This is a genomic window from Pseudomonas sp. AC355 (assembly GCF_979258205.1).
On the sequence record NZ_OZ409843.1, the window covers coordinates 1,020,381 to 1,037,335 of the forward strand.

A 16,955-nucleotide genomic window follows, 5' to 3' on the forward strand; every position below is an offset into this window, starting at 1 on the left:
CGGCAAAAAACCTGAACTCTGGCGACTGGCGGCGCCTCCAAAATAGCGTCAATCACTTTATGGAGTATTCGCTAATGGCTCGTAAAACTTCGCTGGAAAGCGGCCTGGATCAGTTTCAACAGGAAAGCGCCAAGGAATTGAAGAAACTTCTCGACCAGGCCAGCAAAGCGCTGGGCGATGCCGAGTCCTTTTCTGGTGACAAGGCACACGAAGCTCGTGAGAAAGTGATCGCGCTGCTCAATGAAGCCAAAGGTTCGATCACCGACAAAGGTCGTGAGGCCGTCGAGCTGGGTCGTGAAACCATCGATAACGCTCAGGATCGCATCGAAAGCAATCCATGGACTTCCGTTGCCGTCGCCTCGGGCTTCGGTCTGCTGATCGGCCTGCTGGTCGGACGTAGCAGCAAGTAAATCGGTGCCTGCGGGCGCGCAGTCTCAGGCTGCGACCCGCCAGAATCGAGTCGAGCGCAGCTGCATGGTCAGCCTGCGGTCGACTGATATAGCCTCGTAGATCACTGATTTACGGGGCTTTTTATTGCGCCGTTTAACCTTGCAGCGCCGCCTGGGGGTGTATATAGTCCAGCCCTCGCATATTTCGCCGCCCCGATGGTGAAATTGGTAAACACAGCAGACTTAAAATCTGCCGACCGCAAGGTCTTGCCGGTTCGATTCCGGCTCGGGGCACCATCTGCAGCGCAAGGCTGCGATCCCTTCATGCGATCCTCCCTATCTCCCAAATCATTCACGTCACGAGCCAATCAATTGAGCGTGCTTAGTCTTGCCGCCGTTTCAGGGGCAGCAAGACCGACAGTGAACTAGAAGTGAGCCTTGACCAGCAGGCTGATCGCGCTCTGGTTGGTGCCGCCCAAGACTTCGTCACCCAACGGGCTGTTGTTGTCGATGCCGTACTTGTGCTTCCAGTAGTCGTATTCGACGCCCACGTAGAACTTCTTGCCCCAGCCCATGGCCTTGGCCAGATCGTATTTGATCTGCGGGTTGATGTGCAGGTTGGCGTGGTAGCTGTCGTCGTTGTCGACCACCCAGTCGATGAAGCCATCGATCACCAGGTCTGAGTTACCGACCGGCACGGTGTAGCTCCATGCGGGCGTGATCTGCCAGACATTGCGACCGTCGCGCTTGCCGTCCGGGCGGCGCAGGTAGGTGTTGAGCTGAAAGTAGTCGAAACCGGGAATCGCCAAGTCGATGGCCGGGCCTAGCAGGTAGGCGTCGACATCGTCTTCACCGAACTCGTAGGTGGCGGACAGCAGCACATCCTTCACCGGGCCGAACGACAGGTCGCTACCGCTGATCTTGCCGAACGACAGGCGTGGGCTGATTTCGCCGTAGAAGGTGTGCCCGTCGCCCGCGCCATTGGTGGCCTCGGTGTTGTACTTGATGCCGTCGACGAACAGGAACAGGTCACCGAAGCTCCAGCCGCTGGCGTGCTCGAAAGTGAGCGTTTGCTGGCGAGGCGGGTCGATCTTGAAGTCGATGCCGTTGAGGTAGGTCAGGCTGTTGTCCTGCCACAGCAGGAGATCGGCCATGCTCTGGACAGGAGTCAGCAGGCTGCCCGCCAGCAGCAGGGAAGTCGCGGTGTGTTTCATCGGGCGTGTTCCGGAGTGTGTTGAGTGATCGGCCCGCCGGTTTCCAGCGAGCGGCAGCATAAGAGGGGCTAGGTGAGTTCAACGCACCTGCCTCAGAGGCAGGCGAGGGCTCTAAAATGCCTGTCCCAGCTCAGCGCGGCGCGCGAGTGTACAGCATTTGCGAGCGTGGATCGTGTCGATATGGGGAGGGTGGCAGAGACGAGAACGCCGTTTCCTCGTGATGAGAAAACGGCGCTTTTTGCAGCGCTCAATACAGTGCGATGACAGGCTGGGGCCGGATCACGCGTCGAGCTGTTTGGCCGTTTCGACGCCTGAAGCGCTGAGCTTGATGGGGTAGTTCAGGGACAGCTCACCAGCAGTGCCCGAGACGGCACCATCGTGAATCAGCCCGCTGTCCTGCAAGTGCTTGAGCGCATCGGCGACCGCGTGTTCGCCGCGGAAATTATCCAGCACCTCCTTGCCGAGGCCGGCAGGGTGAGCGTGCAGCAGGCGGGTGAGAACCTCTTTCTTCAAATCATTGTCAATGGACATGCGAACCTCGCGTTGCGGTGGGTTTCACAGTTTGTGACTGCCTGGCTGAGCAAACGTTTTAGGTGATTACCGTCCTGCCGTTGTAAGCCGCGGGCGTCCTGATAAACTGCTTCGGCGTCGATAACCCTCTCTCATTCAGGGACTTCCATGATCAAGAAATGCTTGTTTCCCGCCGCTGGCTACGGCACTCGTTTTCTCCCGGCAACCAAGGCCATGCCCAAGGAAATGCTGCCGATCGTGAACAAGCCGTTGATTCAGTACGGCGTGGAGGAAGCGCTGTCGGCTGGCCTCAACGAGATCGCCATGGTGACGGGCCGCGGCAAACGCGCCCTGGAAGACCACTTTGATATCAGCTACGAGCTGGAAGAGCAGATCCGCAATACCGACAAGGAAAAGTACTTGGTCGGTATTCGTCGTCTGATCGACAACTGCACCTTCTCCTACACCCGCCAGGTGGAAATGAAGGGCCTGGGCCACGCTATTCTCAGCGGTCGTCCGCTGATTGGTGATGAGCCGTTCGCCGTGGTACTGGCCGATGACCTGTGTCTGAACCTCGAAGGCGACAGCGTGCTGACCCAGATGGTCAAGCTGTACAACCAGTTCCGCTGCTCGATCGTGGCGGTGCAGGAAGTGCCGATGGAAGAGATCCACAAGTACGGTGTGATCGCCGGCGAGATGATCCGTGACGATATCTTCCGCGTGAACAGCATGGTCGAGAAGCCCAAGCCGGAAGACGCGCCGTCGAACCTGGCGATCATCGGACGTTACATCCTGACTCCGGACATCTTCGAACTGATCGAGAAGACCGAACCGGGCAAGGGCGGTGAAATTCAGATCACCGACGCACTGATGAAGCAGGCTCAGGACGGTTGCGTACTGGCCTATAAATTCAAGGGCCAGCGTTTCGACTGCGGCGGCGCGGAAGGCTATATCGACGCCACCAACTTCTGCTACGAGCACCTCTACAAGACTGGCAGGGGCTAATTGCTCGCTGGCTGACTCGCTGACAGAAAAACCGCCTTCGGGCGGTTTTTTCATGTTCAGCTTTCGTTGATCGGCTTGGCGCCTGGCCCCAGCGGCTGGCCGTAGCTGAACTCGATGTAATGGCCTGCGGGATCCTGCACGCCGCAGTAATAGCCAACCGGGTAGGGCTCGTCGCGTTGCGCCCAGATCAGGCAGCCAGCAGCCTGAGCCTTGGCAGCGATGGCGTCGACTTCCTCGCGGCTCTGCAGGGCGAAGCCGAAGTGGCTGTAATCGTTGGCCGCCAGGCGCCGTGGCTCGCCACCGGGCATGATCACGAAGATGACTTCGCTCTCGCGACCAGGCTCGGCCATCCACACGATCTGCGAACCCTTGCCGGGCCTGCGGTGGATGACGTGCATGCCGCAGAAGTCTTCGTAGAAATCGATACAGGCCTGCAGATCGGGGACGTGCAGGGCCAGGTGTGTGAGGATCGGGCGCATAAATAGCTCCTTGTTCTATCGAGACTAGACTGGCCGCCTTGAGGATAAGTTTGCGCCATGTGCCAGGCGGGCAGGGCGCTTCGTTTACGGTATGCTCTGCATCTGTTCAGGAGGCTGTGATGACCTACGATTTCGATCTCTTTGTAATCGGTGCCGGTTCCGGTGGTGTGCGTGCAGCGCGCTTCTCCGCGGGCTACGGCGCCCGTGTGGCGGTGGCGGAAAGCCGCTATCTGGGCGGCACCTGCGTCAACGTGGGTTGCGTACCGAAAAAGCTGCTGGTGTACGGCGCGCAGTTCGCCGATGACTTCGAGCACGCTCAGGGCTTCGGCTGGACGCCCGGCGAGGCCACGTTCAGCTGGCCGACGCTGATCGCCAACAAGAACCGCGAAATCGAGCGCCTCAATGGTATCTACCGCAAGCTGCTGGTGGGTAGTGGCGTGACCCTGCTCGAGGGCCATGCGCGGCTGCTCGACGAGCACCGCGTCGAAGTCGACGGCAAGACCTACAGCGCCGAACGCATCCTCATCGCCACCGGTGGCTGGCCGCATGTTCCTGATATTCCGGGGCATGAGCACGCGATCAACTCCAACCAGGCGTTCTTCCTGGAAGAGCTGCCCAAGCGCGTGCTGGTGGTCGGCGGTGGCTACATCGCTGTGGAATTCGCCTCGATCTTCAATGGCCTCGGTGCACAGACGTCGCTGTTGTATCGCGGTGAGCTGTTCCTGCGTGGCTTCGACAATTCCCTGCGTACGCACCTGCATGAAGAACTCGGCAAGCGCGGCCTGGATGTGCAGTTCAACACCGATATCGCGCGAATCGACAAGCAGGCCGACGGCAGCCTGCAAGCCACCTTGAAGGATGGCCGCACTCTGCAGGCCGATTGCATCTTCTACGCCACCGGGCGCCGGCCGATGCTCGAGAATCTGGGGCTGGAAAACACCGCCGTCAGCCTGGATGACAAGGGCTATATCGAGGTCGATGACGAGTACCAGACTACGGCGCCGTCGATCCTCGCCATCGGTGATGTGATCGGTCGCGTGCAGTTAACGCCCGTGGCCCTGGCCGAAGGGATGGCCGTTGCGCGTCGTCTGTTCAAGCCGGAGGAGTACCGCAAGGTCGATTATCAGAACATCCCGACTGCGGTGTTTAGCCTGCCGAACATCGGCACGGTGGGGCTGACGGAGGAACAGGCTCGCGAGGCCGGCCACCAGGTGAAGATCTTCGAAAGCCGCTTCCGGCCGATGAAACTGACCCTGACCGAAAGCGATGAGCGCACCTTGATGAAACTGGTGGTCGATGCCGATACCGATCGCGTGCTGGGCTGCCACATGGTCGGCCCGGATGCCGGCGAGATCGTCCAGGGCCTGGCGGTCGCCATCAAGTCTGGGGCGACCAAGCAGGTGTTCGACGAAACCATCGGCGTTCACCCGAGCGCTGCAGAGGAATTCGTCACCCTGCGTACGCCGGTGAACTGACTTGTCGATGAGCCAGCTGTTTTACCTTGCGGATTTGTTCGGGGTGGCGGTATTCGCCATCACCGGCGCGCTGATGGCGGGGCGCAAGTCCATGGATCTGTTCGGTGTGCTGGTGATCGCCATCATCACCGCACTTGGCGGCGGTACGCTGCGCGATGTGATCCTCGACAATCATCCGGTCAGCTGGATTCGCAACGACACCTACATTCTGGTCGCCTGCCTGGCTGCCGTCGGCACGGTGATCTGGGTGCGCCTGACCCGGCCGATCCACGAAAAGGGCCTGCTGATCGCCGATGCCTTCGGCCTGGCAGTGTTCACCGTGATCGGTACCGAAGTCGCCCTGCAGTACGCGATGCCGTCCAGCACGGCGGTGATCATGGGGGTGATGACCGGTGTCGCCGGCGGCGTGATGCGTGACGTGATCTGCAACGAGATCCCGCTGATCTTCAAAAAGGAGATCTACGCCACCGCCTGCCTGGCCGGCGCGGTGACCTTCGTGCTGCTGCGTATGCTGGAAACGCCGCACTGGCTGGATACCGGCATTGCCATGCTGGTGGTGCTGGTGATCCGTCTGGCAGCGATCCGCTGGCACTTCTCGCTACCTCGGTTTCACCTGCTCGACCGCGACTGATACGTTTGCGCGTCAGAGCGCGGCAGGCTTCTCGATAACGCTGTTACCCATTTGTATTCACCAAGGAAGGTCGATGCATCGTTTGCTCCTGTGTCTGTGCGTGCTGAGCCTGGGCGTCTGCGCTGAAGAGGTGGTCAATGACGTCACCGGCCTCAACCCGGTCGTCGTCGAGCAGGTCGTCGTGCCGCTTAGCGAGCAGGATGTCGTCAAGGCGCTGCGCAGTCATGCCGGGCCAGTCAGCATCGGCGGCGGTCGTTACAGCATGGGTGGTCAGACGGCCTCGGACGGCGCGCTGCAACTGGACATGCGCGGGCTCGATCAGGTGCTCGAGTTCTCCGCCGAGCGCCGGGAAATTCGCGTGCAAAGCGGTATCACCTGGCGCGCCATACTCGAATACGTCGACCCGTACGACCTCTCGCCGCAGATCATGCAGTCCTACGCCAACTTCACGGTGGGTGGTTCGCTGTCGGTCAATGTGCATGGCCGTTACGTGGGCGAGGGGCCGATCGCTGGTTCGGTGCGGGGTATCCGCGTGGTGCTCGCCGATGGCCGTGTGGTGGGCGCCAGTCCTAGCCACAACGCTGCGCTGTTCCATGGTGTAATTGGTGGCTATGGTGGCCTTGGGGTGATAGTCGAGGCCACGCTGGGCCTGGTGGAGAACACGCGCATCGCCCGGGAAAGCCAGGTCATGTCACTGCAGGACTATCGGCCCTGGTTCTATCGCGAGGTCGCGGCCCAGGCGGATCTGGTGATGCACAATGGCATTCTCTATCCCGATGACTTCTCCACGGTGCGGGCCGTTTCCTACCGGCGCACCGAGGCTGCCTTGACCGAAGCGCAGCGGCTGAGCCCCAGGCAGCAAGGGAGCCATATACAGCGCGCGGGGATTCGTCTTAGTGGATCATCCTCGGGCATCAAACTGCGTGAAGCGGCGCTCGATCCGCTGCTGTTCCGCAGCCCCAAGGTGCAGTGGCGCAACCATGAGGCCAGCCTCGATGTCAGCGAGTTGGAACCGATATCCGGCCCTGGCTTCAGTTATGTGCTGCAAGAGTATTTCGTACCGCCGGCGCAGCTGGAACGCTTCATCGGCGAGCTGGCGCGCCTGACCCATCAGCATCAGGCCACGCTGATCAACGTCTCCATTCGCCATGCCAAGGCTGACCCGGATACCGTGTTGAGCTGGGCGCCCGAGGAGGTCTTCGCTCTGGTGCTCTACTACCGGCAGGGCAGCTCAGATGGTGAACGGCAGAAAGCCGCAGCCTGGACTCGGGATCTGATCGCCGCCGCCCTGCGCTGCGGAGGGCGGCATTACCTGCCTTATCAGATTCACGCCAGCCGCGAGCAATTCCTCCAGGCGTACCCGCGGGCGCCGGAATACTTCGCGCTCAAACGCCAGCTGGATCCCACCTACCGGTTTCGCAACCGTCTGTGGGACGCCTATTACCCTAAGTAACTATCCAGAGCGAAGCCGCCAGATCACTTCAGCGCATCGCCGAGAAACTTGCTGAGAAACTGCTGGGTGCGTGCCTGTTTGGGCTTGCTGAGCAGTTCGCGGGCATCGCCCTGCTCGACGATTACGCCCTTGTCGATGAAGATGACGCGGTTGGCCACGTCGCGAGCAAACCCCATCTCATGGGTGACGATCACCAAGGTACGCTGCTCTTCGGCCAGGGCGCGGATGGTCGCCAGCACTTCACCGACCAGCTCCGGATCCAGCGCCGAGGTGGGTTCATCGAACAGGATCACGTCCGGTTCCATGGCCAGCGCACGGGCAATCGCCACGCGCTGCTGCTGGCCGCCTGACAAACGCTTCGGGAAGGCGTCTTCCTTACCCGTCAGACCGACCTTCGCCAACAGCTGCCGGCCGCGTTCAATGGCCACGTTGCGCGATTGTTTCTTCACCACCACCGGGCCTTCGATGATGTTTTCCAGCGCGGTGCGGTGCGGGAACAGATTGAAGTTTTGGAACACGAAACCCACGTGCTGACGCAGCTTGCGGATCAGCCCCTGCTGCTGGCTGATCGGCTTGCTGGCGTCGATCTCGATCTCACCCACACGAATGCTGCCACCATCCGGTGTTTCCAGCAGGTTGAGGCAGCGCAGCAGGGTGGTCTTGCCCGAGCCGCTGGGGCCGATAATGGCCACCACTTCGCCGGCTGCGATATTCAGGTCTATGCCGTTGAGAACGGTCTGGCCCTTGAACGCCTTGGTCAGGTTGCGAACGGTGATCATGCTGCTGCTCGTGTCCGGTAGAGCCATCAGTTTTCCGCCTCGTGGCGGTTGACCCGCGCTTCCAATCGGTTCTGCAGATGCGCCAATACGCTGGAGAGTATCCAGTAGATCAGGGTTGCCGCGAGGTACATGGTAAAGACCTCGTACGTGCGGGCAGTGATCAACTGTGCCTGACGGAACAGCTCCGGTACCTGAATGGTGGCCGCCAGCGCGGTGTCCTTGACCAGCGAGATAAAGCTGTTACCCAGCGGTGGCAGGGCAGTGCGTGCGGCCTGAGGCAGGATGGCGCGCAGCATCGTCTGAGTCTTGCTCATGCCAATGCTGGCCGCGGCCTCCCACTGGCCGCGATCGATCGAGGCGATGGCCGCACGCATGATCTCTGCAACGTAGGCCGCCATGTTCAGAGAAAAGCCAATCAGGGCGGCGGTCAGCGGCTCCAGTTGTAATCCCAGTTCAGGCAAGCCGAAGTAGATGATGAACAACTGCACGAGCAGCGGTGTACCCCGGAAGAACGAGATATACACCCTGGCCAACCAGCCCAGCGGCGCGATGGCGTAGAGCCTGAGCAGCGCGAGGCCGAAGCCCAGCAGCGTGCCGAAAAACATACCGCCAAGGCTCAGGACGATCGTCCAGACTGCTCCCTTGAGCAGGAAAGGTAAGGAATCCAGTACCAACTGGAGGCTGTCTTGCATCATTGAGTGACGTCAGCCTTGAACCATTTTTCAGAGAGTTGCTTCAAGGTGCCGTCAGCGCGCAGCTTTTCAATGGCCTTGTTGATGGCCGCGAGCAGCTCGGGATTACCTTTGCGCAGTGCGATCCCTGATTCCTGGCGGGAGAATGCGTCGCCAGCAACGGCCATGCGGTCACCCGTCTTGGCGACCATTTCGAATGCTGCCAGGCGATCAACCAGAACCACATCGATGCGACCAACATTGAGGTCCTGGAACTTGGTCGGATCATCATCGTAAGTGCGGATATCGGCCTGCGGGACGTTTTCCTTCAGCCACTGCTCATAGTTGGTGCCCAGGCCGACACCGACCTTCTTGCCTGCCAGATCCGCAGCGGTCTTCACACCGTCAGCGTCACTTTTCCGGGTCAGAGCCTGAATCCCCGAGACGGTATAAGGTGTGGAGAAATCGTACTTCTTCTTGCGCTCGTCCGAGATGGTGACCTGGTTGACCACGATGTCGATCCGACCCGATTCCAGAGACGCCAGAATGCCGTCCCACTTGGTCGGTTGAAAGCTGACCTTTACGCCTAGCTCTTTGGCCAGCGCTTCGGCGAAGTCCACCTCGAAACCAGCGAGCTTGCCGCTTTCGTCCTGGAAGTTGAAGGGCGGATAGGTACCTTCGAGACCCACCTTGATGCTGCCGTTGTCCTTGATCTTCTGGAGATCGTCGGCGGCGAATGCCTGGCTACCGAGGCCGGCGCAGAGGGCCAGACCAAAGCTGCCGATAAGGAACTGGCGACGCAATATTGCGAATGTCATAGCTGAGCCTCTGGTCTTGTTGTGTGTGGAAGTGCGGCACTCTAATCGTTCTAGGTATATTCGATAAAATAATAAAAAATTATTTGCATATGCCAATTACGGCGTCAGGGATTGATAGGCAAATAAAGCCGGAGCACCGCCGGTATGCAGGAACACAATCGGCTTACCTTCTGCGAATTCCCCTTTCTGTACGCCGTCCAGCAGCCCTGCAAACGCCTTGCCGGTATAAACCGGATCGAGCAGCAGCCCCTGGCTGCTGGCAAGCAGGCGAATTGCATCGAGTGTACCGGTATTCGGCTCGCCGTAGCGGGGGCCGTAGTACTCATCCCACAGCTCGATGGACAAATTATCCGGCACACTGATGCCCAGTAGTTCGGCGGTGCGCTGCACCAAACCCAGCACTTTGGGGCGCTGCAAGTCGGCAGGCCGCGAGACGGTAATACCAAGCACACGCCAATCCGGCAGAACGTGGGCTAACGCCAACGCCATGCCGGCATGAGTCGCACCACTGCCTGAAGCCAGTACTAAAGTGCCGCTATCGAGGCCCATCGTGTTGACTTGCTCGGCGAATTCCAGCCCGGCCTTGACATAGCCCAAGGTACCAAGCGCATTGGAGCCCCCAATGGGGATCACATAAGGGTGCTTGCCGGTGGCACGCAGGCGCTCGGCCTTGGCCATTAGCAGCATATCCGGCTCTTCCAGGTTGTCGACAAGCTCAACTCGTGTGCCAAACAGATCCAATAGCAGGCGATTACCGTTATGCAGGTAATTCTGTTCTTGAGTATCGATTGGGTTTTCCAGCAAGGCGACGCACGCGAGGCCCAGTTTGGCAGCCAGTGCCGCAGTCTGGCGTACGTGATTGGATTGGATCGCACCGGCGGTAATTAGCGTATCGGCTTGCTGCGCCATGGCATCGGCGCCGAGGTACTCCAGTTTGCGCGCTTTGTTGCCGCCGAGGGCAAACAGGGTCAGGTCATCACGTTTGACGTATATGTCCCGGCCGACGTGATGTGACAGGCGCACCAGGTGTTGCAGCGGAGTGACATGGGGAACCAGTTCGAGACGCTCGAATCGGCTCAGAGCTTCACTGATCATGGGATTCACTGCCGGAAGGGAGGATGAATAACACTTTAGAAGTGACAGCCTGAAACACAACAAGTGCGTTAGTCTCTGCTTATTCTTAAAATGAATATGAGAATGAATTAAAAGTATTTTCATCGTATATCCGCGCGCCGTATCTTCAGCGCGCCGTCCTACCCATACGGCTGACCACCCCTATGCCGCTGTCGATCCAGCGGCAACTACCGAGAACAATCATGAAAAAAACGCTTCTCTTGGCTGCATTGGCCTCCGTCCTGGTTACCCAGGCATTCGCCGCTGAAAAACTCACCGTCGCGGCAACGCCGGTTCCCCATGCCGAGATTCTCGAGCTGATCAAGCCGAAGCTGGCCGAGCAGGGCATCGACCTGCAGATCAAGGTGTTCACCGACTACGTGCAGCCCAACCTGCAGGTCGAGCAGAAGCAACTGGATGCCAACTACTTCCAGACCAAGCCGTATCTGGACAGCTTCAATGAAAGCCGCGGCACCCACCTGGTGATCGTCAAGGGTGTGCACGTCGAGCCTTTCGGCGGCTACTCCAGCAAGTACAAGAGCCTCAAGGAACTGCCGGACGGCGCCACCATCGCCATCCCCAACGAGGCCAGCAACAGTGGCCGTGCGCTGCAACTGCTGCAACACGCGGGTCTGCTGACCCTGAAAGATCCGGCCAACATCCAGGCAACGCCGAAGGATCTGGCCAGCAACCCGCACAACTTCAAATTCAAGCAGCTCGAAGCGGCCATGCTGCCGCGCGTGCTGGATCAGGTCGACCTGGCGCTGATCAATACCAACTATGCGCTGGAAGCCAAACTCGATCCTGCCAAAGATGCGCTGGTGCTCGAGAACAAGGATTCGCCGTACGTGAACTACCTGGTAGCACGTCCGGACAACCAGAACAGCGACGCCATCAAGAAACTGGCTGACGCCCTGACCAGCCCGGATGTGAAAGCCTTTATCGAGAAGAAGTACTCGGGCGCTGTAGTCCCGGCCTTCTAAAACGCCGCGAGCTCACCCAAGCAGCCCAACACGCCGACAGAGGCTTTGCCTCTGTCGGCGTTTTTGTTGGTGCTTACGCTTTGTTTACCAAGGCGAAAATAGCCATAAGCAAATGCTAAAAAGGTATTTAAATTAATTTTTTTATACCGATATAGTTTGTCCATGCGTACCCGCTGGCTAACCGGCGCGCCGCACGACTGAATACAGGTGCCGAACACCTGCTTCTGAGACGCGCCTTGCTGGCGCCCTTACGTGTGGAGTTGCGCGAATGTCTGCCGTGTCCTTGAGTTCTGCCAATCATCAGCCAACGCAGAATTTTGAAGTACGCCCCTTTTCCGCCGCAGTCGGTGCCGAGATCGTCGGCCTCGACCTCAGCCGCCCGCTGAACGAGGCCGATTTCGCCCGCGTTCACCGGGCTCACCTAGACCACAACGTCGTGGTGTTCCGCGACCAGCGCATTACCCCGCAGCAGCAGATCGATTTCAGCCGTCGCTTCGGCGTGTTGCAGATCCACGTGCTCAAGCAGTTCCTGCTGGCCAACCACCCGGAAATCTTCATCATTTCCAATATCGTCGAGAACGGTCAGCCGATCGGTCTGGGCGACGCCGGCAAGTTCTGGCACTCGGATCTGTCTTACAAGGAATTCCCCAGCCTGGGTTCCATGCTGCTCGCACAGGAGTTGCCGGAAGAGGGCGGCGATACGCTGTTCGCCAGCCAGCAACTGGCCTACGAGACACTGCCAGCCGAGCTGCGCCAGGCCATCGATGGCAAGCGTGCGGCGCATTCCTACACCGCCCGCTATGCCGATGAAGTGTTCAAGGGCATCCGCCGCCCGACACTGACCGAGGCGCAGTTGGCCGAGGTCAAGGCCGTGATCCATCCGGTGGTGCGTACCCATCCGGAAACCGGGCGCAAGGGCCTGTTCGTCAACGAGAACTTCACCACCCACATTCTCGACGTCCCCGAGGACGAGAGCCGGCAGATCCTTACCGAGCTCTACGCCCACAGCGCGAAGCCCGAATTCATCTACCGCCACCAGTGGCAGCCGAACGACATGGTGTTCTGGGACAACCGCGCGCTGATCCATCTGGCGACCGGCTGCCCGAGCCATCTGCGTCGGCGCATGCACCGCACCACGATCCAGGGCGATGTGCCGTTTTAAGCGGCCCGCCTGCTAGTCCCCATTTTCTGCACCTTTGACTGGAGCCTCGACATGTCGGCAGGTAAGCGCTTTCCCTCTGTTCCCCGTTTTGGCCGCCTCGCCAGCGGCATCGCCCTGAGTCTGAGCCTGCTGGCAGGCAGCCTCGCGGCGCCGCAAGTCGCTCATGCCGAGGGGCAGATCCGTATCGCCGAGCAGTTCGGTATCGTTTACCTGCTGCTCAACGTGGTGCGCGATCAGCAACTGATCGAGAAGCATGGCAAGGCCGAAGGCCTGGACATCAAGGTCGACTGGCAGCAGCTCTCCGGCGGCTCGGCGGTCAACGATGCGCTGTTGTCCGGCGCCATCGATATCGCCGGTGCCGGCATCGGCCCGCTGCTGACGGTCTGGGATCGCACCCACGGTCGCCAGAACGTCAAGGGCGTGGCCTCGCTGGGCAACTTCCCGTACTACCTGCTGAGCAACAACCCCAAGGTCAAGACCATCGCCGACTTCACCGAGAAGGATCGCATCGCCGTTCCTGCGGTGGGCGTGTCGGTGCAGTCGCGCTTCCTGCAGTACGCCGCCGCCAAGCAGTGGGGCGACAAGGAATTCAACCGTCTCGACAAGTACACCGTGGCGCTGCCGCACCCGGATGCCACGGCGTCCCTGAAAGCGGGCGGCACCGAGCTGACCGGGCACTTCTCCAATCCGCCGTTCCAGAACCAGGCGCTGGAAAATCCGGACGTGCACGTGGTGCTCGATACCTACGAGCTGCTTGGCCCGAACTCGCCGACGGTGCTGTATGCCACCGAGAAATTCCGCAGCGATAACCCCAAGACCTACAAAGCCTTTGTCGGTGCATTGGCCGAAGCGGCCGATTTCGCCCAGAAGGACAAGGGCGCGGCAGCGGACACCTACATCCGCGTTACCGGCGCCAAGATCAGCCGCGAGTATCTGCTGAAGATCATCGACAACGATCAGTTCCAGTTCACCGTCACCCCCACCAACACCTATCCGCTGGCCGACTTCCTGCACCGCGTTGGCGCCATCAAAAATAAACCGGCCACCTGGCAGGACTACTTCTTCGAAGACGCCGCCATCGGTCAGGGAAGCTGAAAACCATGAATGCCCCTCTGCAAGGCCACACGGCCAGCACACTGAATCCAGGCGCCTTCGACACCGTTCTACAGGTGGAGAAGGTCAGCCTCGAGTACCGCACCCCGCAGCGCGTCGTACGCGCCACCCACGAAGTCAGCTTCGAGGTGGATCGTGCCGATCGTTTCGTACTGCTCGGCCCATCCGGCTGCGGCAAATCCACGTTGCTCAAGGCGGTCGCCGGGTTCATCGAACCGGTGGGTGGCAGCATTCGCCTCGACGGTGCCCTGGTACGTGAGCCGGGCCCGGATCGCATCGTGGTGTTCCAGGAGTTCGATCAACTGCCGCCCTGGAAGACGGTGAAGCAGAACGTGATGTTCCCGCTGCTGGCCTCGCGCACCCTGGGCCGCAAGGACGCCGAGGAGCGCGCCCTGCATTACCTGGAGAAGGTCGGCCTGGCCGCCTTCGCCGACGCCTATCCGCACACCCTGTCCGGCGGCATGAAGGCCCGTGTGGCCATCGCTCGTGCGCTGGCCATGCAGCCGAAGATCCTGCTGATGGACGAACCCTTCGCCGCGCTCGATGCACTGACCCGTCGCAAGATGCAGGAGGAGTTGCTGGAGCTGTGGGAGGAGGTGCGCTTCACCTTGTTGTTCGTCACCCATTCCATCGAAGAGGCGCTGATCGTCGGTAACCGCATTCTGCTGCTGTCGCCGCATCCCGGCCGAGTGCGGGCGGAGATCAACAGCCATCAGTTCGACCTGCACAGCCTCGGTGGTGTGGGCTTCCAACAGACCGCGCAACGCATCCATCGCCTGCTGTTCGACGAGGAGGTCGACAGCGGCCAAGGCGTCGAGCTGGGCTTCCACGACATCCGCATCGCCTACTGAGGAGATTGAAACCATGAGTCTTTCCCCCGCACGGCGTGAGGAATACGAAATCCCCCTGCAACCGTTGCCTGGCCTCAAGGTCGAGCGCGAGCTGTCTCTGGGGCAGCGCCTCTGGCAACAGGGCTGGCTGCGCAAGTCGGTGATCCTGCTGGGATTGGCGCTGATCTGGGAACTCGCGGCCCGTTACCAGGGCAATGACCTGCTGCTGCCCAGCTTCCTGCAGACCGCACGCGCCTTTATCGAAGGTGTAGGCACCGGCGAGCTGGTAGAGAAAACCGCCATTTCCCTGTCGGTACTGATCAAGGGTTACCTGATCGGTATCGGCATGGCCTTCCTGCTCACCACCCTGGCGGTGTCGACGCAGCTGGGCCGTGATCTGCTTTCCACCCTGACCTCGATGTTCAACCCACTGCCTGCCATCGCGCTGCTGCCGCTGTCGCTGCTGTGGTTCGGCCTGGGTGAGAACAGCCTGATCTTCGTGCTGGTGCACTCGGTGCTGTGGGCGTTGGCGCTCAATACCTACGCGGGTTTTCTCGGTGTCTCGGAAACCCAGCGCATGGCCGGACGCAATTACGGCCTCAAGGGCCTGCGTTTCGTGCTGTTCATTCTGGTGCCCGCTGCGCTGCCGTCGATCCTTGCCGGCCTGAAGATCGGCTGGGCCTTCGCATGGCGCACGCTGATCGCTGCCGAGCTGGTGTTCGGTGCGTCCAGCGGCAAGGGCGGCCTGGGCTGGTACATCTTCCAGAACCGCAACGAGCTGTACACCGACAAGGTGTTCGCAGGGCTGGCCGCCGTGATCCTGATCGGCCTGCTGGTGGAGAACCTGGTGTTCGCCACGCTGGAGCGCGTCACCGTCAAGCGCTGGGGGATGCAGCGCTGATACGCAGGGGGCAAGTCACCGATCTACCTGTGCAGCATGGGTCGTAGGGTGGGCTTGAGCCCACCATTTGGAAGCACTGTTGGTGGGCTCAAGCCCACCCTTGCTACGTAAAACAGCATGCTGCTCGGCAACATTTTTGTCGGGCACACATAACGAGAAGAGATGATGACCAACACTTTCAAACTCGGCCGTCTGGCCACCGCCCTGGGCCTGCTCGGCGCTCTGGCAACTCCGCTTGCCGCTCACGCGGAAGGCAAGATCAGCATCGCCCAGCAGTTCGGCATCGGTTATCTGGTGCTGCACGTTGTCAAAGATCAGCAATTGATCGAGAAGCATGCCAAGGCCCAGGGCCTGGATGACATCGACGTCGAATGGCGAGCCATTTCCGGTGCCACTGCGATGAACGAGGCGTTGCTGGCCGGTGCCATCGACGTGGTATCGGCAGGCGTACCGCCGATGCTCACCGTCTGGGATCGCACCCACGGCAAGCAGAACGTCAAGGCCGTCGCGTCGCTGGGTTCGCTGCCCAACTACCTGCTGAGCAATCGCGCCGAGGTCAAGACGCTGGATGATCTGAGCGACAAGGATCGCATCGCCGTGCCGGCTGCCGGTGTTGGCTTCCAGTCGCGCACCCTGCAGATCGAAACCGCCAAACGCTACGGCAATGCCGACTTCCAGCGTTTCGACAAGATTTCCGTGAGCCTGCCGCACCCGGACGCCACCGTGGCGCTGACCAAGGGCGGCTCGGAAATCACCGCGCATTTCTCCAGCCCGCCATTCCAGTATCAGGCGCTGGAAAACCCGAACGTGCACAAGCTGATCAGCTCCTACGACATCCTTGGCGGCCAGGCCACGTTCAACGTGCTGTACGCCACCGAGAAATTCCACGACGAGAACCCGAAGACCTACAAGGCCTTCTACGACGCACTGGTCGAGGCATCGCAAATTATCAAGGCCGACAAGGCCGCGGCGGCAGAGACCTACATCAAGGTCGAGAACTCCAAGCTGCCTCTGGCGTTCGTGCAGAAGATCATCGAAGACCCGGAGAACGACTTCACCGTCTCGCCGCAACGCACCTTCATCTACGCCGAGAAGCTGCATGAGCTGGGCGTGCTGAAAAACAAGGCCAGCTCCTGGAAGGATTACCTCTTCGAGGAAGCCTACGCCAATCCGGGGAGCTGATTAGCGTTGAACTGGATACTGGGCGCTTCACTTCTGGCAGCGTAGCGACTCGAGGATGGCTGGGGGAACGACGAGCAAGGGCAGTTCCTGCTTGGCTTGCAGGCTCTCCATAGTTCACCAGGGGCGGCAAGTGGATCGACTGGCTCGCCTGCTGACCTCAGTTGCCATCAACAAAGCCCGCCTGGGAAATCAGACGGGCTTTGTTGCATCTGCGCGCAGAGCATCAGACCAACAGGGATTTGCGGCT

18 protein-coding genes and 1 tRNA gene are annotated in these 16,955 nt (G+C 60.3%); 12 read left to right on the forward strand and 7 right to left on the reverse strand.

Annotation, left to right across the window (positions count from 1 at the left end):
• Positions 1-74 precede the first annotated feature (74 nt).
• Positions 75-410 (forward strand): ElaB/YgaM/YqjD family protein, encoded by a 336-nt coding sequence (locus tag ACZ0AI_RS04905; protein ID WP_463564810.1) that lies wholly within the window; start codon positions 75-77, stop codon positions 408-410.
• A 189-nt stretch (positions 411-599) separates the two neighbouring features.
• Positions 600-686, forward strand: a tRNA-Leu gene (locus tag ACZ0AI_RS04910).
• 128 nt (positions 687-814) lie between these two features.
• Here ACZ0AI_RS04910 and ACZ0AI_RS04915 read toward each other — a convergent pair.
• Together ACZ0AI_RS04915 and ACZ0AI_RS04920 are read right to left on the reverse strand one after the other, a co-directional pair.
• Positions 815-1,603: an outer membrane protein OmpK gene (locus ACZ0AI_RS04915; protein ID WP_463564811.1), complete on the reverse strand. Its 789-nt coding sequence runs from the start codon at positions 1,601-1,603 to the stop codon at positions 815-817.
• Between the two features lie 279 nt (positions 1,604-1,882).
• Positions 1,883-2,134, reverse strand: coding sequence for a hypothetical protein (locus ACZ0AI_RS04920; protein WP_463564812.1), 252 nt, complete (start codon positions 2,132-2,134; stop codon positions 1,883-1,885).
• Positions 2,135-2,281: 147 nt separating this feature from the next.
• Between ACZ0AI_RS04920 and galU the strand changes: the two genes are divergently transcribed.
• The gene (gene galU, locus ACZ0AI_RS04925; RefSeq protein WP_463564813.1) at positions 2,282-3,118 is read left to right on the forward strand and encodes a UTP--glucose-1-phosphate uridylyltransferase GalU; all 837 of its coding nucleotides are present in this window, start codon (positions 2,282-2,284) and stop codon (positions 3,116-3,118) included.
• Positions 3,119-3,174: 56 nt separating this feature from the next.
• Here galU and ACZ0AI_RS04930 read toward each other — a convergent pair whose 3' ends face one another.
• Positions 3,175-3,597, reverse strand: coding sequence for a VOC family protein (locus ACZ0AI_RS04930; protein ID WP_463564814.1), 423 nt, complete (start codon positions 3,595-3,597; stop codon positions 3,175-3,177).
• A gap of 119 nt (positions 3,598-3,716) precedes the next feature.
• Here ACZ0AI_RS04930 and gorA point away from each other — a divergent pair, with 119 nt between their 5' ends.
• The 3 genes from gorA to ACZ0AI_RS04945 all read left to right on the forward strand — a co-directional run bounded on the left by gorA (position 3,717) and on the right by ACZ0AI_RS04945 (position 7,156).
• Complete coding sequence (gene gorA, locus ACZ0AI_RS04935; RefSeq protein WP_463564815.1) at positions 3,717-5,072, forward strand: glutathione-disulfide reductase; 1,356 nt, start codon at positions 3,717-3,719, stop codon at positions 5,070-5,072.
• A gap of 7 nt (positions 5,073-5,079) precedes the next feature.
• Positions 5,080-5,703, forward strand: a complete 624-nt coding sequence (locus ACZ0AI_RS04940) for a trimeric intracellular cation channel family protein (RefSeq protein WP_463564816.1) — start codon at positions 5,080-5,082, stop codon at positions 5,701-5,703.
• Positions 5,704-5,776: 73 nt separating this feature from the next.
• The gene (locus ACZ0AI_RS04945) at positions 5,777-7,156 is read left to right on the forward strand and encodes an FAD-binding oxidoreductase (RefSeq protein WP_463564817.1); all 1,380 of its coding nucleotides are present in this window, start codon (positions 5,777-5,779) and stop codon (positions 7,154-7,156) included.
• Between the two features lie 23 nt (positions 7,157-7,179).
• On the opposite strand, the gene tcyN is transcribed toward ACZ0AI_RS04945, so the two are convergent.
• The 4 genes from tcyN to ACZ0AI_RS04965 form a co-directional block, all read right to left on the reverse strand.
• Positions 7,180-7,935 (reverse strand): L-cystine ABC transporter ATP-binding protein TcyN, encoded by a 756-nt coding sequence (gene tcyN / locus ACZ0AI_RS04950; protein WP_463564818.1) that lies wholly within the window; start codon positions 7,933-7,935, stop codon positions 7,180-7,182.
• A gap of 26 nt (positions 7,936-7,961) precedes the next feature.
• The gene (tcyL, locus tag ACZ0AI_RS04955) at positions 7,962-8,630 is read right to left on the reverse strand and encodes a cystine ABC transporter permease (protein WP_463564819.1); all 669 of its coding nucleotides are present in this window, start codon (positions 8,628-8,630) and stop codon (positions 7,962-7,964) included.
• Entirely contained in the window at positions 8,627-9,424 is a 798-nt protein-coding gene (gene tcyJ / locus ACZ0AI_RS04960) for a cystine ABC transporter substrate-binding protein (protein ID WP_463564820.1), read from the reverse strand. The genes tcyL and tcyJ overlap by 4 nt, the downstream gene beginning before the upstream one ends.
• Positions 9,425-9,520: 96 nt before the next feature.
• On the reverse strand, positions 9,521-10,519 hold the full coding sequence (locus ACZ0AI_RS04965; RefSeq protein ID WP_463564821.1) for a D-cysteine desulfhydrase: 999 nt from the start codon (positions 10,517-10,519) through the stop codon (positions 9,521-9,523).
• Positions 10,520-10,740: 221 nt separating this feature from the next.
• On the opposite strand from ACZ0AI_RS04965, the gene ACZ0AI_RS04970 reads away from it, so the two are divergent.
• From ACZ0AI_RS04970 to ACZ0AI_RS04995, 6 genes are all read left to right on the forward strand, one after another.
• Positions 10,741-11,520 (forward strand): MetQ/NlpA family ABC transporter substrate-binding protein, encoded by a 780-nt coding sequence (locus tag ACZ0AI_RS04970; protein ID WP_463564822.1) that lies wholly within the window; start codon positions 10,741-10,743, stop codon positions 11,518-11,520.
• A 268-nt stretch (positions 11,521-11,788) separates the two neighbouring features.
• Positions 11,789-12,682, forward strand: a complete 894-nt coding sequence (locus ACZ0AI_RS04975) for a TauD/TfdA dioxygenase family protein (RefSeq protein ID WP_463564823.1) — start codon at positions 11,789-11,791, stop codon at positions 12,680-12,682.
• Positions 12,683-12,733: 51 nt separating this feature from the next.
• Positions 12,734-13,777, forward strand: coding sequence for an ABC transporter substrate-binding protein (locus ACZ0AI_RS04980; RefSeq protein WP_463564824.1), 1,044 nt, complete (start codon positions 12,734-12,736; stop codon positions 13,775-13,777).
• A 5-nt stretch (positions 13,778-13,782) separates the two neighbouring features.
• The gene (locus ACZ0AI_RS04985) at positions 13,783-14,646 is read left to right on the forward strand and encodes an ABC transporter ATP-binding protein (RefSeq protein WP_463564825.1); all 864 of its coding nucleotides are present in this window, start codon (positions 13,783-13,785) and stop codon (positions 14,644-14,646) included.
• 13 nt (positions 14,647-14,659) lie between these two features.
• Entirely contained in the window at positions 14,660-15,526 is an 867-nt protein-coding gene (locus ACZ0AI_RS04990; RefSeq protein WP_073266963.1) for an ABC transporter permease, read from the forward strand.
• A 165-nt stretch (positions 15,527-15,691) separates the two neighbouring features.
• Positions 15,692-16,708 (forward strand): ABC transporter substrate-binding protein, encoded by a 1,017-nt coding sequence (locus ACZ0AI_RS04995; protein WP_463566280.1) that lies wholly within the window; start codon positions 15,692-15,694, stop codon positions 16,706-16,708.
• Positions 16,709-16,955: the final 247 nt, after the last annotated feature.